This window comes from Hyphomicrobium sp. DY-1, from assembly GCF_047497105.1.
GTDB lineage: Bacteria > Pseudomonadota > Alphaproteobacteria > Rhizobiales > Hyphomicrobiaceae > Hyphomicrobium_B.
On the sequence record NZ_CP134870.1, the window covers coordinates 4340562 to 4359785 of the forward strand.

A 19224-nucleotide genomic window follows, 5' to 3' on the forward strand; every position below is an offset into this window, starting at 1 on the left:
TGCTTAGCTTCAGGCAGGCGGGCTTGAGCCCCACTTCACCTGCAGGATCTCAAACGTGCGGACGCCCTTCGGCGTGGTGACGTCGACGCTTTCGCCCTTCGACTTGCCGATCAGCGCGCGGGCGATGGGCGAGGAGATGGAAATCTTGCGGTCGCGCAGATTGGCTTCAGTGTCGCCGACGATCATGTAGCTGACCTTCTCGCCGGAATCCTCGTCTTCCAGTGTCACGGTCGCACCGAACTTGACGGTATCGCCCGACAGCTTGGTGACGTCGATAATCTCTGCACGGTTGATCTTATCTTCGATCTCGGCGACGCGAGCTTCGTTCAGTCCCTGCTGCTCCTTGGCGGCGTGGTATTCCGCGTTTTCGGAAAGATCGCCATGTGCGCGGGCTTCCGAAATGGCCGCAATGATACGCGGGCGCTCGACGGCTTTCAGCCGCTGCAATTCCTCCTCAAGGCTCTTGTAGCCCTCAAGCGTCATCGGCACCCGTTCCATCATCTTCTCCAACGTCTTCAACGTCTCAATCAATTGCGGGGATGGCCCCGACACACGCTAACAGTAAGCTTGGCAATTAGGAAAGCAATGAAGGGGCAGCCGATCTCGGGTGCCCCGTCTGGTCGGCAAACGGCTTAGCGATGCGCGAAAGCCTGCAACGGAGCCACGTCCAGGGTGTCCGATGCCAGTGCTTTGATAGCCCGTGTAACCGCTACCGCCCCCGCCAATGTTGTATAGTAGGGGATGTGGTGAAGCAAGGCCGTGCGCCGGATGTCCTTGCTATCGCTCAGAGCTTTCGAACCCTCGGTTGTATTAAAAACGAGGTTGATATCGCCATTTTTGATGGCGTCCACGATGTGGGGACGGCCTTCCAGAACCTTGTTGATGGCATCACACTGGATGCCGTTCGCTTCCAGGAAGCGCTTGGTTCCGCGGGTCGCGACGACCTTGAAGCCCATGGCGGCCAGCTCCCGGACCGGGGCCACGACGCGGGATTTATCGCTTTCTTTGACCGAGACGAACACCGTGCCCTTGGACGGGAGTTTCTGCCCGGCGCCGAGCTGGCTCTTGCCGAAGGCCATCGCGAAGTCGTGGTCGATGCCCATGACTTCGCCTGTCGAGCGCATCTCGGGTCCCAAAATAGGATCCACACCGAGGAAACGCGCGAACGGGAAGACCGCCTCTTTGACCGCAATGTGCGTGTAGGTCGGTTTCGCGAGGTTGAAATCTGCGAGCGGTTTGCCAGCCATGACTTCGGCCGCGATCGAGGCGATCGGCAGGCCGATGACTTTCGCAACGAACGGCACCGTGCGAGACGCGCGCGGATTCACCTCGAGAATAAAGACCTGTTCGTCCTTGATGGCGAACTGCACGTTCATCAGACCCACAACGCGGAGCGCCAGAGCGAGCTCGCGGGCTTGGCGTTCAAGCTCGGCGACGATGGTCGTCGAGAGCGAGTGCGGTGGCAGCGAGCAGGCGCTGTCGCCCGAGTGAATGCCCGCTTCCTCGATATGCTCCATGATACCGGCGACGAACGTATCCTTGCCGTCCGACAAGCAGTCGACGTCGACTTCGACAGCGTCGGTCAGATAGCTGTCGATCAGCAACGGGCGCTTTTCGGAAACGACGAGTTCGGACGGCCTGTCGAGCGTTGCGGAGAGGCGCGCGACGTAACGGTCGACTTCGGCGCCGTCGTGCACGATCTCCATCGCGCGGCCGCCGAGCACGTAGGACGGACGGATGACGACGGGATAGCCGATTTCTTCGGCAATGCCGCGGGCGGCTTCCGGCGTCTTGGCGATGCCGCTCTTGGGCTGCTTGAGGTTGAGCTTATCGATCAGCGCTTTGAACCGGTCGCGGTCTTCGGCGAGATCGATGGCGTCGGGCGACGTGCCGAGGATCGGAACGCCTGCCTCTTCCAGCGCGCTGGCAAGCTTCAGCGGCGTCTGGCCGCCGAACTGCACGATGACGCCCTTTAGAGAGCCCTTTTGGCTTTCGACGCGGATGATTTCGAGCACGTCTTCGGCGGTCAGCGGTTCGAAGAACAGCCGGTCGGACGTGTCGTAGTCGGTCGAAACGGTCTCGGGGTTGCAGTTGACCATGATTGTTTCGAAGCCAGCGGCCGTCAGCGCGAAGCAGGCGTGGCAGCAGCAGTAGTCGAACTCGATACCTTGGCCGATGCGGTTCGGGCCTCCGCCAAGGATGACGACTTTATCCTTTGCGCTCGGATCGGCTTCGCATACGGGATCGCCGCTGAGGCCGGTTTCGTAGGTCGAATACATATAGGCCGTGGGCGACGCAAATTCGGCAGCACACGTATCAATGCGCTTGAATACGGGCGTGACGCCCAGATCCTTGCGCAGCTTGCGGACATCGGTCTCGCTGACCTTTCCGAGCTTCGCCAAGCGCGCATCGGAGAATCCTTGGGCCTTCAGCGCACGCAGTTGCGGCGCAGTCTTCGGTAGGCCGTGCGCGATGATGCGCGCTTCGGTGTCGGTAATCGCCTTGATCTGGCTGAGGAACCACGGGTCGATCTTGCAATACTGATGGATCTCGTCGAGCGAGAAGCCTTCGCGGAAGGCCTGCGCGACTTTCAGAATGCGATCGGAGGTGGGGCGCGAGACGGCGGCGCGGACGACGTTCTTGTCGTCGCCCTGCCCCAGGCCTTCGAGCTGGATGTCGTCGAAGCCGGTCAGGCCCGTTTCCATCGAACGCAGCGCTTTCTGCATGCTCTCGGCGAACGTCCGGCCGATGGCCATCGCTTCGCCGACCGACTTCATCGACGTGGTCAGCGTCGTGTCGGCACCGAGGAATTTCTCGAACGCGAAGCGGGGAATTTTCGTGACGACGTAATCAATCGTCGGCTCGAACGACGCGGGCGTCGCGCCGCCGGTGATCTCGTTCTGAATTTCGTCGAGCGTGTAGCCGACGGCGAGCTTCGCCGCGACCTTCGCGATCGGGAAGCCCGTCGCCTTCGAAGCCAACGCGGACGAGCGCGACACGCGCGGGTTCATCTCGATGACGATCAGACGGCCGTCGGCCGGATTGACCGCGAACTGAACGTTCGAGCCCCCCGTCTCGACGCCGATCTCGCGCAGGACGGCAATCGAGGCGTCGCGCATGATCTGGTATTCTTTGTCCGTCAGCGTCAGTGCCGGTGCGACGGTGATGCTGTCGCCGGTGTGCACGCCCATCGGGTCGATGTTTTCGATCGAGCAGATGATGATGCAGTTGTCCGCCTTGTCGCGGACGACTTCCATCTCGTACTCTTTCCAGCCGATGACGCTTTCCTCGACGAGGACCTGGGACGTCGGCGAGGCATCAAGGCCGCGGTCGATAATCTCGAAATATTCTTCGCGATTGTAGGCGATGCCGCCGCCCGTACCGCCGAGCGTGAACGACGGACGGATGATCGCCGGCAGGCCGACGTGCTCAATGGCCGACGCCGCCTCGTCGCGGTTATGCACTAGGCGCGAGCGCGGCGTTTCGAGCCCGATCTCTTCCATCGCCTCGCGGAATAGCTTGCGGTCCTCGGCCTTGTCGATGGCCTCGGCCTTGGCACCGATCAACTCGACGCCATAACGATGCAGAATGCCTTGCTTGTGCAGCGCCAGCGCGGTGTTGAGCGCGGTCTGGCCACCCATCGTCGGCAAGATGGCGTCGGGCTTTTCCTTGGCGATGATCTTGGCCACGACTTCGGGCGTGATCGGCTCGATGTAGGTTGCATCAGCGAGGTCCGGATCGGTCATGATGGTCGCCGGATTGGAGTTGACCAAGATGATCCGATAGCCCTCGTCGCGCAGCGCCTTGCAGGCCTGCGTGCCGGAATAGTCGAACTCGCACGCCTGGCCGATGACGATCGGGCCTGCGCCGATGATAAGAATGGATTTGATGTCAGTGCGTTTTGGCATGCGGCGCAAAAATTTGGCCGAGGCTCGCGTGGTGACGCGGTCGGCTCAGGGGTGGATGGAACGACGGGCTAAGGGGGCCTTATAGGCAAAGCATCGTGCCGGGGGAACCCCCGAAAATACCGCGCTGCGACGTTCTTCGCCTCAAAAGCAATTTAAGCTGTTTTTACTTTGTCATATTCCGTCCGTTCGCCGGGCAGGAACACGGTCAAAAGTCCGAGCAATGGCAGGTACGAGCAAATCTCGTAGACGTAGCCGACCCCTTTGGCGTCCGCGACAAGGCCAAGCACCGCTGCGGCGATGCCTGCGATACCGAACGCTGCGCCGAAGAAAATGCCGGAGATCATGCCGACTCGCCCGGGGATAAGCTCCTGCGCGAACACCACGATGGCCGGAAAAGCCGACGACATGATCAGGCCGATGATGATTGACAGAATCACGGTCCAGGTGAGATCCGCGTAGGGCAGCGCCAGAGAAAATGGCAGCGATCCCAGGATAGAGAACCACATCACCATCTTCGGGCCGAAGCGGTCGCCAAACACGCCGCCGAGGATCGTGCCGACGGCGGACGCTCCCAGAAACGCGAATAGCATGAGCTGTGACGTCTGCACGGAGACGCCGAACTGATGGATGGCATAGAAGGTGTAGAAGCTCGCAAAGCTCGCGGTGTAGATATTCTTCGAGAACATCAGTGCAGCGAGCACCGCCAGCGCGACGGCCGTGCGGCCGCGGGAATGAATGAGGCCAGGGCCGAGCGATGCGCCCTTGCGCTTCGGCGCGGCGCTTGATGCCCATTCGCCGACCTTCCACAAAATCACCATGGCGACCAGCGCGATGGCTGCGAACCAGGCGATGCTCGGCTGTCCGCGCGGGACGACGATGAATGCCGCCGCCAAGGGGCCGATCGCGGTGCCGAAGTTGCCGCCGAGCTGAAACAGCGACTGAGCGAAGCCGTGGCGTCCGCCCGATGCGAGCCGGGCGATGCGCGAGGACTCGGGATGGAAAATCGCCGAGCCGACACCCACCAGCGCAGCGCCGATCAGCAAACCGAGGTAGCTGGTTGTGAAAGCGAGCAATATGAGACCCGCAAACGTCGAGCCCATGCCGACGCTGGTCGAATAGGGAACCGGGCGTTTGTCCGTGAAATGACCAATAAACGGCTGCAGCAGCGAGCCTGTGATCTGGAACGCCATCGTGAGCAGGCCGATCTGCCAGAAATCAAGCCGGTAGGTGGCTTTCAGCATCGGATAAATGGCGACGAGCAGCGACTGCATCACGTCGTTGAGCATATGACTGAAGCTCACGGCGAGCAGGACAGCGAGAGAGGCGCTGGCGACCGGCGCGCGAAGCGCGGCGCGGGATGAATCGATGACGGTCATGGGAATCTCCGGTCGGGCTTCTAACGCCGGAGCACGCGAAACACATCGCGCACGCCGGCATGGCAGCCATCCGGCCACGCATGGGCGTGCACATCGTTCTGAAAAGCGCGGAAAATACCGCTACTTGCCTTCAGCAGGCGCCGGTGTCGCAGGCTCTGGTGCCTTGTCCGGCAAAGCATCCTTCGGCGGCTCGATTTTCATGTCGATCGGGAACGAATAGGTCGTCTTGAAGATCGGCTTGTCTTCGTGGCCCGGCGCAAGCAGCGCATTGCTTGCCGGCAGACCCGTCAGCGCGTCGACGTAGAACATACGGAAGGCTTGGTTCTGCGGCGAGCTTGAACCTTTCTCCGGCTCGCTTTCGAGCTTGTAGGAGAGCACATCGCGGCCATCGATCTGCGCGCGGCCTTTGCAGGAGTAATCGCCGACGTCGGTCTGCTGTCTGACGACGGTGTCGTCCATCTGCTCGCGGAGCTGCGCTGCAATCTGTTGCGGTACCGGCCGCCAACCGCTTCCTTGGTCCGCCCAGGCGTGGTCACCAACCAGGATGAGTTGCGTGGTCTTGTTGGTGAGCTTGTCGGTCACTGTCTGACGCATCCGGTCAGGCAGGACGTAATCGACCTGCATCGACGTCGGACCGTTCTCCGTGATCATCTGGGTGTCCATACGGAACCACGATGATTTGCGCAGCTTCTGGAGCGCGGCCGAAACTTCGTCGCGACATGGATTGGCGTTCGGCTTTGCAGGCGCCGTCGGCGGGACTTGCGCCGCCGCGTCACCCGCGAAAACGGCAACTAAAATAAGAGCAAATGCACTGCGGCGCATGGAAATATCCCAAACGAAGCCGGATAAGCGGCGTTAACGGAGCTTTTGCACCGGCGCGTTTTGAGGCGCAACGATGTTGATGTCTGTCGGATACGAATATTTGACCTCGCGCAGCGGCTTGGCGTTTTCGGCCAGGGTGGCGATGACATTATAAGCCGGCAGCCCGGTCTTTGGATCGACGTAGATCGTGCGCGTCATGATCTTCGCGCGATCCGTTTGCGGATGCGTCTTGTCCTCGAAGCGGTAGCCGACAAGGTCCTGGTTCTCGTACTTCACCGTGCCGATGCAGTCGTAACCTTCGAGCTTGCTCGGCCGCGCCAAAGCTTCCGCCACTTCGGCGACGATCGACTGGGTGAACTGCGGCTGCAGTTCCTCGAAGCTGCCACCCGAACCCGAGAATGCCCGGTTGTCGACCAGCATCGTCTGCTGCTCACCCGGCATGGCAGGCGACGTCACGGTCTGGAGCATCCGCAGCGGCGGCATGTAGTCGATCCGCATGTGGGCCTCGCCCTCGGCGGTTTCCTGCGAAAATTCGACCCGGAAAGCTTTCAACGATAGCTGCTTCCTGATGGCGGTAAGAACGTCAGCCGAGCAATCCGTTCCGGCGGCGGCTGCCGGGGTCGCAACCGCGAGTGCCGCGACGGCGACAAAGAAAAGGCGCATCAAATTCCTCCCAGATTTTTTCCCTGGGTTATAAGCAAATTTGCCGCAGACGCGACCTTAAAGTTCAGCAAGGTTGATGAGTGTGCGCCATAAAAATGAGCAGCGGCGCGTTCCGGCTATTTCTTGCGCATTTTCTCGCACGGATCGCCGCGCTCGGCCGGTTGTGTGAAGACGATGAAGTCCGCTGCCGGCAGGCCATCGGGATCGCGGGGCACATACGTCTCTGGATCGGTGTTGTCCGTCTCGACCTCGACGAACATCACCGACACGACTTTCTTCTCCGGCGTCCGTTTGCGGATATACCACGGCACGGCGCGATCAGTCCGGGCGTGACCCGTTCCGGCGATTAGAATGGCGGAGCCGTGCTGCTGCGAGGCTTTCAAGACAGCATCGGCCAGATGCGCGTCGCGATACCGCTGCGCGAACGCCATGCCGTCGAACGCTTCCTTCGGCAACGCGCCGCAGTGGGCGTCCTCGATTTCCTTGATGGACGCGGCGTCGAACTTCGCACCCAGCGGGATGTCGAGCGCAAGGCGCTTGCTAGCGTCGGCCGGGAGCGCCCCTGCCCCGTCTTTCGCCGCCTTCATGATTTCGGCGCGCGACACGTCGCCTGCATAGAACGGTCTCTTGGCGGCGATCACGGTTTCGAACAGCGGATCGTAGAGGTCCGGCCAGTTCGACTTCTGCCAGGCTACGGCGAGCTTGAAGTCGGCGACGGTTACTTTCCCGCCGCTGCGCTGCTTGGCGGTAAATTTGTCAATGCCGGGTTGCTGATCGTCACGAAGCTGCTCGAATACGATCGCGGTTTCGTTCGAAGGCTCCGACAGCGCAAACTCACGAATGGCTGCCGCCTGCAAGAGATGGTGTGTGGCGTTGTCATGCATCTCGCCGAGGATCAGGACGCCGCCGGCCGAGAGCGCAGCCGTCACGGCCGCATCGAGACGTTGCCATTGATCGTCCGGACACGGCGTTTTGGGATCTTCTGCCTCCGGTCGGGCGGTGGCGTAGATTTGCCCGCAGAGCGGATGGGCGCATGACTTCGATGTCAGCGCGATCTCTTTCAAAAAGGGACCGCGTTCGGCTGACGAACAGGCGTTCGCGTCGGCGGCCCAGCCGATCAACAGCAGGGCCGCAGCGATAAGACGATGGACGACGTGCATTACTTTCCCAGGGAGCGAGCCCCTCAGCGTTCGCGGCTCGTCGGCAGCCCCTTCTGCTCGCGCATCATGTTGACGAAGCGCGTGAAGAGATAGTGGCTGTCCTGCGGTCCGGGCGATGCCTCGGGATGGTGTTGGACGGAGAACACGGGACGGCCTTCAAGGGCCAAGCCGCAGTTCGAACCGTCAAACAGAGAAATGTGCGTTTCAATGACACCATCGGGCAGGCTGTCGCGATCGACGGCGAAGCCGTGGTTCATCGACACGATCTCGACCTTGTTGGTCGTGAAGTCCTTCACGGGGTGGTTGGCACCGTGATGGCCCTGATGCATCTTCTTTGTCGTCGCGCCCAGCGCGAGGCCCAGCATCTGATGTCCGAGGCAAATGCCGAACACCGGCTTGCCGCTGTCGACGAGCTTCTTGATTTCCGGCACGGCGTATTCGCCAGTCGCCGCAGGATCGCCAGGACCATTCGACAGAAAGACGCCGTCAGGATTGCGTGCCAGGATGTCCTCGGCCTTTTCCTTCGCGGGAACGACGGTGACCTTGCAGCCGGCGGATGCGAGGCAGCGCAGAATGTTTCGCTTCAAGCCATAGTCGACAGCGACGACATGGAACTCGGGGTTTTCGTTGCGCGGGTAGCCCTTGTTCCAGACCCAGCGCTGCTCGTCCCAGGAATAACTCTGGCCGCTCGTCACTTCCGGGACGAGGTCAAGCCCCAACAGACCGTGCCAGGACTTGGCCTCGGCCTTCAGTGCTTCGATATCGAACTTGCCGTCGGGATGATGCGCGATGACGCCGTTCGGCATGCCGCGCTCACGGATGCGTGCGGTCAAGGCGCGGGTATCGACACCAGCGATTGCGACGATGCCGCGGGTCTTCAGCCAGGCATCGAGATTTTCAGCGGCGCGGTAGTTCGACGGGTCGGTGATGTCGGCGCGGAGGATGCTGCCGCGGACGCCCGAGCGCGATGCCAGGTTCGACGTCTCGGTATCTTCCGGATTGGCGCCGACGTTGCCGATGTGAGGAAAGGTGAAGGTGATGATCTGACCGGCGTAGCTCGGATCGGTCAGGATTTCCTGGTAACCGGTGATAGCCGTATTAAAGCAGACCTCGCCGACGGCCGTACCCGTAGCGCCAAGGCCGCGTCCGGCGATGACGGTTCCGTCATCAAGCACAAGGCGCGCGGTTAGAGGCACTTCTGTCCAGGGTTCAGGTGCGGTCATCTGTCGTCCATTCAAGGAATTGCAAGCGCGGGTCGCTCGTCGCGGCGGAACCTAGGGGAACAGCTTTACAACGTCAATTCCGGACACGGCAAGAAAGTCCGTGCTTTGTTAAAGGCTTGCCCCGGCCTGCGCGCAGACCGTAAACCAGCCCTTCGACCTCAAGGAGACCTACCCATGCGCGCGAAGATCAACGCAGACATCAAAACGGCCATGAAAGCCGGCGAAAAACAGAAGGTGGGCACCCTCAGGCTCATCAACGCGGCCATTCAATCCGCTGAAATCGAAGCGAAGAAAGACCTCGACGACGCGGCGATCCTTGCGGTCATGACCAAGATGGTGAAGCAGCGGCGGGATTCAATCGCTCAGTATACGAGCGGTGGCCGTCCGGAGCTGGCTGCGACAGAGCAGGCCGAGATCGACATTATTGAAGCGTACCTGCCGAAGCAGATGGACGATGCTGCCGTCACTGCGGCCATTGCCGAGGCCATCAAGGAAACGGGTGCGGCGTCGCCCAAGGACATGGGCAAGGTGATGGGCGTGCTCAAAGCCAAGTACGCCGGGCAAATGGATTTTCAGAAGGCCAGCGCGGCAGTCAAGGCGGCGCTAGGCTGATCGCCGGCTAGAAAAAGACATACATATCCTGTCATCCTCGGGCCAAGCTCGAGGATGACGACACCTGCGACGGGAATGCCTAATGCGTAGGCACTGTGGAAAGCGGGTATGGCTTTACGCAACAAGGCGTTGAATAGCCGGGCTTCTGAGCGAATCACCTATTGATCAGTCCGCTGCGGGCCTTCGCAAGATGGTACGGCGCAGTCCGTCGCTCTCCTGAGGCCTTATTACGCGCATGCGCTTCAGTCCAAACTTTCTGGATGAAATCCGGTCCCGGCTGTCGGTCAGCCAGGTGGTCGGCCGGAAAGTTGCGCTGAAGAAAGCGGGCCGGGAATTCCGCGGGCTGTCGCCGTTCAAGGCAGAGAAAAGCCCGTCCTTCTTCGTCAACGACCAGAAGGGTTTCTATCATTGCTTCGCGTCGGGCGAGCACGGCGACATCTTCACCTTCGTAATGAAGACGGAGGGGCTGGAATTTCCCGAAGCGGTTGAGCGCCTCGCTGCGGAAGCGGGCGTGCCGATGCCAAAGCAGCCCGAGCGCAACATCGAGCAGGAAGACCAGCGCGAACGCCTTTACCGGCTGCTCGAAGCGTCGGCGGAATTCTTCGAGACTTCGCTACGTGCAGGTCCCGGCAGTGAAGCGCGCCGCTATCTCGAAAAGCGCGGACTGGCCGCCGAGACGATCCAAAGCTTCCGGCTCGGCTTCGCTCCGAATTCGCGGACGGCGCTGAGCGCGTTTCTCAAAGGCAAAGGCTTTTCCGCCGCCGACATGGCGACGGCCGGAATGTTGATCGCCGGGGCCGATATTCCCGAGCCTTATGACCGGTTCCGCAACCGGGTGATGTTCCCAATCCTTGATCTCAAAGGGCGCGTCATCGCGTTCGGCGGCCGGGCGCTCGATAAGGACGCCCCGGCCAAGTACCTCAATTCGCCCGAGACGCCCCTTTTTCATAAGGGGCATATCCTGTTCAACGCTGCCCGCGCCCGGTCGGCGGGGCACGATAAGAACCGTGTCATCGTCGTTGAAGGCTATATGGACGTCGTGACGCTTAGCGAGGCCGGTTTCGGCGAAAGCGTTGCACCGCTGGGAACGGCGTTGACGGAAGATCAGTTGAAACTTCTGTGGCGTATTGCACCAGAACCGATCCTTTGCTTTGACGGCGACAGCGCCGGGCAGAAGGCTGCTAACCGCGCCGTGGAGGTCGCCCTGCCCTGGGTCAAACCTGGTCACAGCGTGGCCTTTGCCTTTCTGCCGAATGGTCTCGACCCCGACGATCTGATCCGCCAGCAGGGCGCGGCCGCCATGTCGGAGGTTCTGGAAAAAACACGACCGCTGATCGACGTGCTGTGGGAACGGGAACTTAACGCCCAGCCGACGACGACGCCCGAGCAGCGTGCGGCCTTGGAAGCCCGGCTTGGGGCGCTGACCAACTCCATCCAGGATGCGGCGGTCCGCAACCATTACGCGCGGGAGCTTCGCGACAGGTTGTATCAGCTTGGGCGTCAACGCTCGCCCATGCGCGGCGGCGCAGTTTCGGCGGGACGCTTTGACGGTGGCAAGGGCCAAGGGTCCTACGCGCGGCCTGTCGCGGCACCCGACTGGCGCCAGCGCGACCGCACTCGGCTCGGGGGGGCATCCAGCGAGCGGCGCTTTGCAAGCCGGCGTGACGCAGTCAGCACCCTGCCCCTTGCCAGCCCCGAGCTCACTAGCCATTTTCAGAGCATATCTCCGCGCGAAGCTCTGATCATGAAAACCCTTCTTAACCATCCGTGGTTGATTGATGAGTATTCCGAGGCGATTGCGGCGATCGAGTTTGCCGCACCAGCGCTTTCGGTGCTTCGCGACGAAATTTTAGGGGTTCATGCACGCCAAAATTCACTTGACAGCGCAACTTTACGCACCCAATTGAGCAAATCGGGGGTTGCAAAGGTGGTGGACCTCGTCGCGCAAACGATTACGCACGCCAGCGACCGTTTTGCCGAGCCCGATGCCTCCGCCGCCGATGTCGAAGCCGCCTGGCACCATATTCTGGCGTTGCATCAGCGACAGGCTGCGCTCGGCGTTGCGCTGAAAGCAGCTGAGGAGGCTTGGTATCGGGATTGCACAGAAGAGGCCGAGATGCGCCTTCTCGACATCAAACGCCAGATCGCCCGCGAGGCGGCGATGGATCAAATGGACGAAGAGTTCGAGCAACCCGACGACGACGCTTCTGAGGTAAAGCGCGCTGTATAGGCGCGTATTTCGCATTCCGGCTTCGGCGCGCTGCGGCAGGCAGCGGTCCGGAGCCTAAATCAGGATTGAGCCGTTTCCGTGCGGAAGCGGCGCAGACGACAAGGAACGAAAATGGCACGCGCCCAGCAGGCAGTCCAGAAGACAGAAGACAAAGATCAGGCAGCCGATGCACCAGAACGCGACAGCCCCCTCCTCGATCTTTCCGACCAGGCGGTCAAGCGTCTTCTAAAGTCGGCGAAGGCTAAGGGCTACGTTACGCTCGATCAGCTCAACTCGGTGCTGCCGTCGGAGGAAGTTTCATCCGACCAGATCGAGGATCTCTACGCCACCCTCTCCGACATGGGCATCACTGTCGTCGAGAACGAGGAAGGCGAAGAGAAGGAAGAAGGCGGCGAGGACCTCGTTGACGAGGAAGAAGGCCGTTCGCTCGTCACGCAGAGCTCCTCCGCGCTGACGAAGTCGGAAGGCAAAGCCGAACCGGCAGAGCGTACCGATGATCCGGTGCGTATGTATCTGCGCGAGATGGGTTCGGTCGAGCTGTTGTCGCGCGAAGGCGAAATCGCCATCGCGAAGCGCATCGAGGCCGGCCGCGAAGCGATGATCGCCGGTCTTTGCGAAAGCCCGCTGACGTTCCAGGCCATCATCATCTGGCGCGACGAACTCAACGACGGCAAGATTTTGCTTCGCGATATCATCGATCTCGAAGCAACCTATGAAGGGCCGGAAGCCAAAGAAGTGCCGGCGATGTCCGGCGAAGGCGAGGAATCCGAGGGCGAACAGGAATCGCAGTCGGGCGAAAGCGATGACGACGACGAGTTCGAGAACGCCATGTCGCTCGCGGCGATGGAAGCCGAACTCAAGCCGAAGGTTCTCGAAACCTTCGATCAGATCGCAGGCACCTATAAAAAACTGCGCAAGCAGCAGGACAAAAAGCTCGAACAGCAGCTCGTCGGTGAGCAGGGTTCGCGCCAGCAGCAGAAAGCTTACGAGAAGCTTCGCGACGAGATCATCGTCGACGTGAAATCGCTGTCGCTCAACAACAACCGTATCGAAAGCCTCGTCGAGCAGCTTTACGCGATCAATAAGCGTCTCATCGGTCTCGAAGGCCGCCTGATGCGCCTCGCCGACAGCTACGGCGTGCCGCGCCAGCACTTCATCGACGAATATTACGGCAACGAACTCGACCAGACGTGGCTCGACCGCGTCGCCAACAATGGCAAGAAGTGGGGCCAGTTCGTCAAAGTCGAACGCGCCCAGGTCGAACAGATCCGCGCCGAGATCCATCAGCTCGCCACCGAAACGGGTCTGGAAATTCCGGAATACCGCCGCATCGTGAAAGCGGTGCAGAAGGGCGAGCGCGAGGCCCGTCAGGCCAAGAAGGAAATGGTCGAAGCCAACCTTCGTCTCGTCATCTCGATTGCGAAGAAATACACCAACCGCGGCCTGCAGTTCCTCGATCTCATCCAGGAAGGCAACATCGGTCTGATGAAGGCGGTCGATAAGTTCGAATACCGCCGCGGCTACAAGTTCTCGACCTACGCGACATGGTGGATCCGGCAGGCGATCACGCGTTCGATCGCCGACCAGGCGCGCACGATCCGTATTCCGGTGCACATGATCGAGACGATCAACAAGATCGTCCGCACCTCGCGCCAGATGCTGCACGAAATCGGTCGCGAGCCGACGCCGGAAGAGCTGGCGGAAAAGCTCGCGATGCCGCTCGAAAAGGTGCGCAAGGTTCTGAAGATCGCGAAAGAGCCGATCTCGCTCGAAACGCCGATCGGCGACGAGGAAGATTCGCACCTCGGCGATTTCATCGAAGACCGCAACGCGGTGCTGCCGATCGAAGCGGCGATCCAGTCGAACCTGCGCGATACGACCACGCGCGTGCTCGCGTCTCTCACGCCGCGCGAAGAACGCGTGCTGCGCATGCGCTTCGGCATCGGCATGAACACGGACCATACGCTCGAAGAAGTCGGCCAGCAGTTCTCGGTCACGCGCGAACGTATTCGCCAGATCGAAGCCAAGGCGCTACGGAAGCTGAAACATCCGAGCCGGTCTCGGAAGCTCAGAAGCTTCCTGGATAACTGATCCAGAATTTCAAAGGGCCGCGAAAGCGGCCCTTTCTCGTTTTGAGCACTCTCCACGGGGCACCGGAACGCCGTCACGCGTTCGAATGTTTTTCCAATAGTTTATCGAACTTTCGGGCATTTGCTGCCTATGCTGAACTTCGTTCGCGACTAGCGAAAACAGAGGTCTTGTCCCTTCTTTAAGTCGCCGTCATTGTTATTGAGACTGAACAGCCGGGAAAATCGGCTGCGGCGAGGTCAAAAACCTCAGCTTTTCCCGGATTTGAGCTGTACGGCAGCCCCATAAGAATTGGAGGAAACCGTGTCCCAAGTTCAGGAGAATGCCGGCGGCATCCGAAGCGAAAATTGCCAAGCGATCACCCCCCATCTCGTCTGCGCGGGGGCGGCTGACGCGATCGACTTCTACAAAAAGGCATTCGGCGCCGAAGAAGAAATGCGGCTGGTGGGTGCCAACGGGAAGCTGATGCATGCTGCCGTTCGCGTCGGTAACGCCCGCTTCATGCTGGTCGACGAGTTGCCGGAATGGGGATCATCCTCGCCGATCACGCTTGGCGGCAGCCCGGTCACCATTCACCTCTACGTCGCCGACGTCGATGCGTTCGTCGAGCGTGCCGTGAAGGCCGGTGCGATTCTGCGCATGCCGGTCGAAGACATGTTCTGGGGCGACCGCTACGGCATCATCGAAGATCCGTTCGGGCACAAGTGGTCGGTCGCGACGCACAAACGCGATATGAGCGAGCGCGAAATCAAAGAGGCGATGAAGAAATTCATGCCGTCGTCCGACCACGCGTCCTGAGCGGATCGCACTACTCGATCTTGATGATCTCGGCCTCGCCCGCGCCGGCCGCGACGGTGTCGCCAACGGCTTTTTCCATCAGCGCCTGGGCGAGCGGAGAAACGTAAGAGATCTTGCCTTTGGCGGGATCGGATTCGTCCTCGCCGACAATGCGGAATTTCTGCACGCGGCCGTCGTCGCGCTCAAGCGTGACGGTCGAGCCGAACGAAACGATGGAGGCGTTCGCGGGTGCGGCCTGGACTTCCGCCGTCGTCAGACGTTGGTTCCAATAGCGCAGATCGCGTGACGTCCGCTGGATGGCGTCACGATCTCCGGAGCGTTGCCCCTCGGCCAACTCATCCTGAAGGCGTTCGACCTCAGCCTGGATCAGCGCTAAGCCTTCCGGGGTGACGAGGTTGCGATGCTCGGACACGAGCTTCTCGGGAAGCTCTTCGACGGCATCGGATTCTCTGACAAATGCTCTGCTCATCAAACCAATATAAGCATTTTTCGAGGCCGGTACCAGAATGCGGCAATACCAGCAAACATTGACCCTTAACACCCGTGGACAGGGTCTGTCCGAGTTTACGCTCGACGTGGTGCAGATCGTCAGCGACGCGGAGATCGAGGTGGGACTGGCGCACATTTTCTGCCGCCACACGTCGGCGTCGCTGCTGATCCAGGAGAACGCCGATCCGGACGTGCAGCGCGATCTCATTGCCTTCTTCAAGCGCCTCGTACCGGACGGCGATCCGCACTTCGTTCACCGTTCGGAAGGCGCCGACGACATGCCGGCGCATGTCAAGAGTGCGCTGACGCAGACGACGCTGACGATCCCGATCGCCAACGGGCGGCTGATGCTCGGGACGTGGCAAGGCATTTACCTTTTTGAGCATCGCGCGCATCCGCACGACCGACATGTCATCGTGCATGTGATCGGCGATTAACGTCTGCGCTTTGGCATCAGCCTGAAACATCTCTAGCTTAACGGTGCCGAGACTGCCCCCCTCCCCTTCCTCCAAAGGAGTGCCGCGATGCGCCTGCCTCTGATCCCGCTGGATACGCTGACGCCCGAGCAGAAAACGCTCTATGCCGACATGAAGAACGGCATCCAGAACAACTTCAAAGGTTTCACCGCGATCAACGAGACCGGCCAGCTTATCGGGCCATGGAACCCGTGGCTGCGCTTTCCGCAGTTCGGCAGCGCGGTGTGGGAGTATACCAAGGCGATGTCGGCATCGCCGAAGCTACCGCGGCAGGTGCGCGAGATCGCCATTCTCGTCACCGGCACGGAGTTTCACGCGGCGTATGAACTCTACGCGCATGTGCTTATCGCGGAACTGCGCGGGCTTCCCGACGAAAAAATCACGACCATAATTGCGGGAAACCGGCCGAACGATCTGACGGAAGAGGAAGCTGTCGCCTATGATCTGGCGTCGAGCCTCGTGACGGGGAGCACGCTTCCGGCGTTGACATATAACCGCGCCGTCGGCGCGTTCGGTGAGGATGGAGCGGCGGAATTCATTTATCTCGTCGGGCTTTATTGTGCCGTATCGGTCATCCTCAATGGCTTCGACGTGCCGTTGCCTGACGACGGGACCGCGGATTGAGCGTCCTCAATCCAATCGGTAATTGAAGCTCACAGACACGCGCTCGGCTTTGGCGTGATTGACCGGTACTTCATGGCGAAGCCAGCTTTCCCAGAGCAGCAGCGTACCCGGCGCGGGCGCGACTGAGACGAACGTCCTGTTCTTGTCCTTCGCCGAGGGCTTCTTCGGCGGGGCGGCCATCAGCATCGCCAGCCGCGGATCTTCGTATTTGATGGCGCTCGCGTCCTTCGGCACCGCGAGATAGAGCGTGCCGCTGATGACCGAATGCGGGTGAATGTGTGCCGTGTGATAGCCGCCGGGCTTCAGGACGTTGATCCAGAGGCTGTCGAGCACGAGGCGGCGGCCATCGAGGTCAAATTCCAGCGTCCGGCCAAAGGCCGCGACCTGGCGATCCAGCACCGCGACGAGATCGGCAAAGGCCGGATGCCGATCGGGGAGGTCGTTGAGCGAGGCATAGGATGTATATCCAGGATAATCATTGGCTTTCGACCATCCCTGCCCCGCCCGGTCGGCGGCAGCGATTTCGTGTGCGGCATCCAGAAGCTCGGCCATGAGCGCGGATGTCGCGCCGCGCTGAAGCTCCTCACGGTAAACGTGGGTAACGAAAAGCTCTTGAATGCGCGCCATGGCCTCTTTCCGGCTTCGAGATGGTAGGTGAAATGTCGCGTTTACCGCAGCATCCTTGCGCATGGAAGGCCGGGACCCGACCTGCTAAGACCCCCGGCAGATCGAATCGAAAAGCCTACCGGAGAAAGACCGATGTCCGAAACGTCCGCTGAATCTGCAGCCCGCGTCGCAACCGCCGCCCTCATCCGCGACTATTACGAGGCCTTCAACCGCGGCGACACCGACGCGATGCTCGAATTTCTGACCGACGACGTCATTCACGACGTCAACCAGGGCGAGCGCCGTCAGGGCATCGAGAAGTTCCGGGCCTTCAATGCGCGCATGACGCACAACTACAAGGAAGAGCTGAAAGACATCGTCGTCATGGTGTCGAAGGACGGCTTGCGCGCTTCGGCCGAATTCAACGTGCACGGCGTTTACAAGAATACGGAAGAAGGTCTGCCCGACGCAGTCGGCCAGAAGTATGTTCTCCCGGCCGGCACGTTCTTCGCCATCCGCGACGGCAAGATTGCGCGCGTCACCACCTATTACAATCTGACCGACTGGATCGCACAGGTCGCAGGCTAAGGATTAGAGAGCGAATGGCCGCTGACGAAAAGAAGAAGCTCGAGGTCAAATCGGTGACAGGAGCGGATATCCTTCCGGTCCTGCCCGATCTCAGCCGCCTGCGCATGATCGTCTTTCGGGACTGGCCTTATCTCTACGAAGGCACGCTCGAATACGAGCAGAAGTATCTTGAAAAGTTCGCCAAGGCGAAGGGCGCGGTCGTCGTCTGCGCCTATGACGGAGATCAGATGGTGGGCGCTTCGACCGGCGCGCCGATGATCGAGCATGCCGACGAGTTCGGCGAGCCGTTCAAGAAAGCGGGCTACGACATCTCCAAGATCTTCTATTGCGGCGAGAGCGTGCTGCTCAAAAGCCATCGCGGCCACGGCCTCGGCCATGCATTCTTCGACGGACGCGAGGCGCAGGCGAAGAAGCTCGGCGGCTTTGAATACTCGTCGTTCTGCCGCGTCGTTCGGCCTGACGACCATCCGTTGAAACCAGCGGATTACGCCCCACTTGATCCGTTCTGGAGAAAGCGCGGCTATGAGCCGGTCGACGGCATCGTCGCCACCTACGACTGGCAGGATATCGACCAGACCGCCGAAACGACCCACGACATGCAATTCTGGATGAAGAAACTCTGATGACCAAGAAGACACTCAAAGTTGCAAGCTCTCAGTACCCGATCGGCCAGCCGAAGACGCTTGCCGAATGGGAAGAGAAGATTGCGCTTTGGGTGAAGAATGGCGCAGCGACGGGCGCAGAGCTTCTGGTCTTTCCGGAGTACGCGGCGATCGAGCAGGCGGCGTGCTTCGGTCCGGAGGTCTATAGCGACCTGCAGGCGACGCTTGCCAAGGTTGCCGAGATCAAGGACGCGCGCGTTCAGTTTCACGTCGATCTCGCGAAGAAGTACAAGGTGCATATCCTCGTCGGCTCGGGACCTGAGAAGACCGCAGACGGATTGTTCGTCAACTCGGCGCAGCTCGTCACGCCAAAGGGTTCGGTCGGCGTGCAGGAAAAGCTCGTCATGACGCCGTTCGAAAAGAACTGGGGCGTGACGGCGGGCAAGACGGTCCGCGTGTTCGAGACGTCGATCGGCACGTTCGGCATCGCGATCTGCTACGATAGCGAATTCCCGCTGATCTCTCGCGCAATGGCGGAAGCTGGCGCACAAGTGCTGCTCGTCCCATCATGCACCGAGCGAGTCTCGGGCTATCACCGGGTGCGCACCGGCTCGATGGCGCGTGCACTCGAAAACACCATTGCGGCCGTGCAGAGCCCAACCGTCGGCGATGCGCCGTGGTCTCCGGCTGTCGACTTCAATGCCGGTGCAGCGGGCATTTACGTGCCGTCCGAGCATGGCATTTCCGATACGGGCGTGCTTGCGCAAGGCACGCTCAACGCGGCCGAGTGGGTCGTCGCCGAGATCGACATAGCGCGGCTTACGCATTTGCGCGTTTCGGCCGAGATGCACAATTTCGGCGATTGGTCGGTTCAGCCCGGCGCTCCGACGCCGAAGGTCGACGTCGACGTCGTAAAGTTGATTTAGTTTCGGCTTCCGACTCCTTTCCGAGGAGCGGGC

At 60.8% G+C, this 19224-nt stretch carries 18 protein-coding genes; 9 read left to right on the forward strand and 9 right to left on the reverse strand.

The window, feature by feature from the left end; genetic code table 11:
* Positions 1 to 9: 9 nt before the first annotated feature.
* The 7 genes from greA (RLW41_RS21120) to carA form a co-directional block, all read right to left on the reverse strand.
* Positions 10 to 498, reverse strand: coding sequence for a transcription elongation factor GreA (gene greA / locus RLW41_RS21120; RefSeq protein ID WP_409559966.1), 489 nt, complete (start codon positions 496 to 498; stop codon positions 10 to 12).
* A 134-nt stretch (positions 499 to 632) separates the two neighbouring features.
* On the reverse strand, positions 633 to 3908 hold the full coding sequence (gene carB / locus RLW41_RS21125) for a carbamoyl-phosphate synthase large subunit (RefSeq protein ID WP_409559967.1): 3276 nt from the start codon (positions 3906 to 3908) through the stop codon (positions 633 to 635).
* Between the two features lie 152 nt (positions 3909 to 4060).
* Positions 4061 to 5284 carry an MFS transporter gene (locus tag RLW41_RS21130; protein WP_414462753.1) on the reverse strand — a complete coding sequence of 408 codons (1224 nt, stop codon included), beginning with the start codon at positions 5282 to 5284 and terminating at the stop codon, positions 4061 to 4063.
* Between the two features lie 120 nt (positions 5285 to 5404).
* Positions 5405 to 6106 (reverse strand): hypothetical protein, encoded by a 702-nt coding sequence (locus RLW41_RS21135; RefSeq protein ID WP_013947757.1) that lies wholly within the window; start codon positions 6104 to 6106, stop codon positions 5405 to 5407.
* A gap of 33 nt (positions 6107 to 6139) precedes the next feature.
* Positions 6140 to 6769: a hypothetical protein gene (locus RLW41_RS21140; RefSeq protein ID WP_414462754.1), complete on the reverse strand. Its 630-nt coding sequence runs from the start codon at positions 6767 to 6769 to the stop codon at positions 6140 to 6142.
* A 116-nt stretch (positions 6770 to 6885) separates the two neighbouring features.
* Entirely contained in the window at positions 6886 to 7929 is a 1044-nt protein-coding gene (locus tag RLW41_RS21145) for a ChaN family lipoprotein (protein ID WP_414462755.1), read from the reverse strand.
* Between the two features lie 23 nt (positions 7930 to 7952).
* A complete protein-coding gene (gene carA, locus RLW41_RS21150) occupies positions 7953 to 9152 on the reverse strand; it encodes a glutamine-hydrolyzing carbamoyl-phosphate synthase small subunit (RefSeq protein WP_414462756.1) in 1200 nt (399 codons plus the stop codon).
* A gap of 174 nt (positions 9153 to 9326) precedes the next feature.
* Here carA and RLW41_RS21155 point away from each other — a divergent pair, with 174 nt between their 5' ends.
* From RLW41_RS21155 to RLW41_RS21170, 4 genes are all read left to right on the forward strand, one after another.
* The gene (locus RLW41_RS21155) at positions 9327 to 9764 is read left to right on the forward strand and encodes a GatB/YqeY domain-containing protein (protein WP_414462757.1); all 438 of its coding nucleotides are present in this window, start codon (positions 9327 to 9329) and stop codon (positions 9762 to 9764) included.
* A gap of 235 nt (positions 9765 to 9999) precedes the next feature.
* Positions 10000 to 11994: a DNA primase gene (gene dnaG / locus RLW41_RS21160; RefSeq protein WP_414462758.1), complete on the forward strand. Its 1995-nt coding sequence runs from the start codon at positions 10000 to 10002 to the stop codon at positions 11992 to 11994.
* Between the two features lie 111 nt (positions 11995 to 12105).
* Complete coding sequence (rpoD, locus tag RLW41_RS21165) at positions 12106 to 14085, forward strand: RNA polymerase sigma factor RpoD (RefSeq protein ID WP_414462759.1); 1980 nt, start codon at positions 12106 to 12108, stop codon at positions 14083 to 14085.
* Positions 14086 to 14385: 300 nt separating this feature from the next.
* Positions 14386 to 14880, forward strand: coding sequence for a VOC family protein (locus RLW41_RS21170; protein WP_013947764.1), 495 nt, complete (start codon positions 14386 to 14388; stop codon positions 14878 to 14880).
* A 10-nt stretch (positions 14881 to 14890) separates the two neighbouring features.
* On the opposite strand, the gene greA (RLW41_RS21175) is transcribed toward RLW41_RS21170, so the two are convergent.
* Positions 14891 to 15349: a transcription elongation factor GreA gene (greA, locus tag RLW41_RS21175; RefSeq protein WP_414462760.1), complete on the reverse strand. Its 459-nt coding sequence runs from the start codon at positions 15347 to 15349 to the stop codon at positions 14891 to 14893.
* A 37-nt stretch (positions 15350 to 15386) separates the two neighbouring features.
* Between greA (RLW41_RS21175) and RLW41_RS21180 the strand changes: the two genes are divergently transcribed.
* Positions 15387 to 15806, forward strand: coding sequence for a secondary thiamine-phosphate synthase enzyme YjbQ (locus tag RLW41_RS21180; protein ID WP_414462761.1), 420 nt, complete (start codon positions 15387 to 15389; stop codon positions 15804 to 15806).
* Between the two features lie 87 nt (positions 15807 to 15893).
* Positions 15894 to 16469: a carboxymuconolactone decarboxylase family protein gene (locus RLW41_RS21185; protein WP_414462762.1), complete on the forward strand. Its 576-nt coding sequence runs from the start codon at positions 15894 to 15896 to the stop codon at positions 16467 to 16469.
* A 6-nt stretch (positions 16470 to 16475) separates the two neighbouring features.
* On the opposite strand, the gene RLW41_RS21190 is transcribed toward RLW41_RS21185, so the two are convergent.
* On the reverse strand, positions 16476 to 17096 hold the full coding sequence (locus RLW41_RS21190) for a TIGR02466 family protein (RefSeq protein WP_414462763.1): 621 nt from the start codon (positions 17094 to 17096) through the stop codon (positions 16476 to 16478).
* A gap of 132 nt (positions 17097 to 17228) precedes the next feature.
* Between RLW41_RS21190 and RLW41_RS21195 the strand changes: the two genes are divergently transcribed.
* The 3 genes from RLW41_RS21195 to RLW41_RS21205 are packed head-to-tail and all read left to right on the forward strand — an operon-like array spanning position 17229 to position 19191.
* On the forward strand, positions 17229 to 17663 hold the full coding sequence (locus RLW41_RS21195; RefSeq protein ID WP_409559978.1) for a ketosteroid isomerase-related protein: 435 nt from the start codon (positions 17229 to 17231) through the stop codon (positions 17661 to 17663).
* 14 nt (positions 17664 to 17677) lie between these two features.
* Positions 17678 to 18286 carry a GNAT family N-acetyltransferase gene (locus RLW41_RS21200; RefSeq protein ID WP_409559979.1) on the forward strand — a complete coding sequence of 203 codons (609 nt, stop codon included), beginning with the start codon at positions 17678 to 17680 and terminating at the stop codon, positions 18284 to 18286.
* Positions 18286 to 19191, forward strand: coding sequence for a carbon-nitrogen hydrolase family protein (locus RLW41_RS21205; protein WP_414462764.1), 906 nt, complete (start codon positions 18286 to 18288; stop codon positions 19189 to 19191). The genes RLW41_RS21200 and RLW41_RS21205 overlap by 1 nt, the downstream gene beginning before the upstream one ends.
* Positions 19192 to 19224 lie beyond the last annotated feature (33 nt).